Below are 1615 nucleotides of genomic sequence, written 5' to 3' on the forward strand. Positions count from 1 at the left end.
ATTGATTGATAAACAAATAAATGATTTAAACATATTCTGATGAAACCTCCACCAGCTACGGTTTTAGTTTATCAGGCAATCAGACAAAAGGGGATGAATATGTCGCATAGCTGCCTAATTTTGTGTAAGAAAAACAGCATTAAAATCAGGACAGCTATGGACAAAGGATCAATTTCGTTTGAGCAGGTCGTAGAACGGGGCTGTGGGCTGGACGTCCACAAGGAGAACGTTGTGGCGACCATTCAGGGCAAAGGTATAAAAACGATTACAAAAAGTTACAGCACGTTCACGGGTTCTCTTGAAAAGCTTCGAGACTGGCTGAGAAAGCACGGCATCACGCACATCGCCATGGAGAGCACGGGTGTTTACTGGAAGCCGATCTTCAACGTATTGGGGGATGATTTCCAGATATTGCTGGTGAACGCAAGGCATGTGAAAAACATCCCGGGTCACAAGACGGACAAGCGGGACAGTCGCTGGCTGGCCAAGCTGCTGCTGTGCGGCTTGCTGAAGGGGAGTTTCATTCCCCCGCGGGATATCCGGGAGTTGCGGGACCTGACGCGTTACCGCCGGAAACTGATCGGGCAGGTGAGCTCGGAGAAGAACCGTTTCCAGAAAATACTGGAGGACGCGAACATCAAGCTTTCGGTGGTGCTGACGGATGTTTTCGGGGTTACGGGCATGAAGATGATCAGCGCTATCCTGGATGAGGGCGGTTACCGTCCGGAAGGGTTGTTGCAGTTTGTCCACGGCCGTGTAAAGGCGAGCCGTTCGGACATCGTGGAATCGCTCCGGGGCCATGTGACCCCTCACCACCGGTTCATGCTGCGGACGATCCTGGCGAACATGGCGCGGTTGGAGACCACTATCGCCGAGGTCACTGCCCGAATCGAGGGGGGTTGCGCACCCTACCGCCTGGATGTGGACAGGCTATCGGAGATACCGGGAGTCGACCACGACGGGGCTATCGGCATCATTGCCGAAATCGGCCTTGACATGGGGCAATTCCCTACGCACCGCCACTTGGCCTCCTGGGCCGGTGTCTGTCCGGGAAGCAACGAAAGCGCCGGGAAGAACAAAAGCGGCCGGATCACCCACGGAAACAAAAACCTACGGGCGTTATTGACCCAATTGGGTTGGGCCGCATCACGGACCAAGGGTACGTACTTCGGGGCTAAATACAAATCACTGGTAGGCCGCAGGGGCAAGAAAAAAGCCATCATCGCATTGGGACACAAGATCCTGGTAGCCGCCTACTTTATCATCAAAGACAACATGGAATTCAAAGAACTGGGGCCGGAACACCTGGACAACTTCAGGAAGGACAAACTGATCGCGTATTACAAAAAACAATTGCAGCACTTGGAACCCAATCTGGAGTTTGACGTGAGCGCGGCATAAAAAGAGCAAAAATAACAAAGGTCGATTTTTACTGTAAGCATAGACAACGAAGATGAAACTGACCTGATCAGTTAAGCACAAAAGAGTATCGCCTAGAGCATGTGAATGAAAATTTATATTCCTTAACTGATTTTATAATTAATTGATAAACAAATAAATGATTTAAACATATTCGAATGAAACCACCACCAGCATTGGTTTTAGTTTCAGGGGC

The 1615-nt window shown here is 50.2% G+C and carries 1 protein-coding gene; it reads left to right on the forward strand.

Features of this window, described 5'->3' with window-relative positions; all coding sequences use genetic code 11:
* The first annotated feature begins 156 nt into the window (after positions 1-156).
* A complete protein-coding gene (locus NGM62_RS21820; protein WP_262250418.1) occupies positions 157-1401 on the forward strand; it encodes an IS110 family transposase in 1245 nt (414 codons plus the stop codon).
* Positions 1402-1615: the final 214 nt, after the last annotated feature.

The organism is Parapedobacter soli (assembly GCF_025460835.1).
Taxonomy (GTDB): Bacteria; Bacteroidota; Bacteroidia; order Sphingobacteriales; family Sphingobacteriaceae; genus Parapedobacter; species Parapedobacter soli.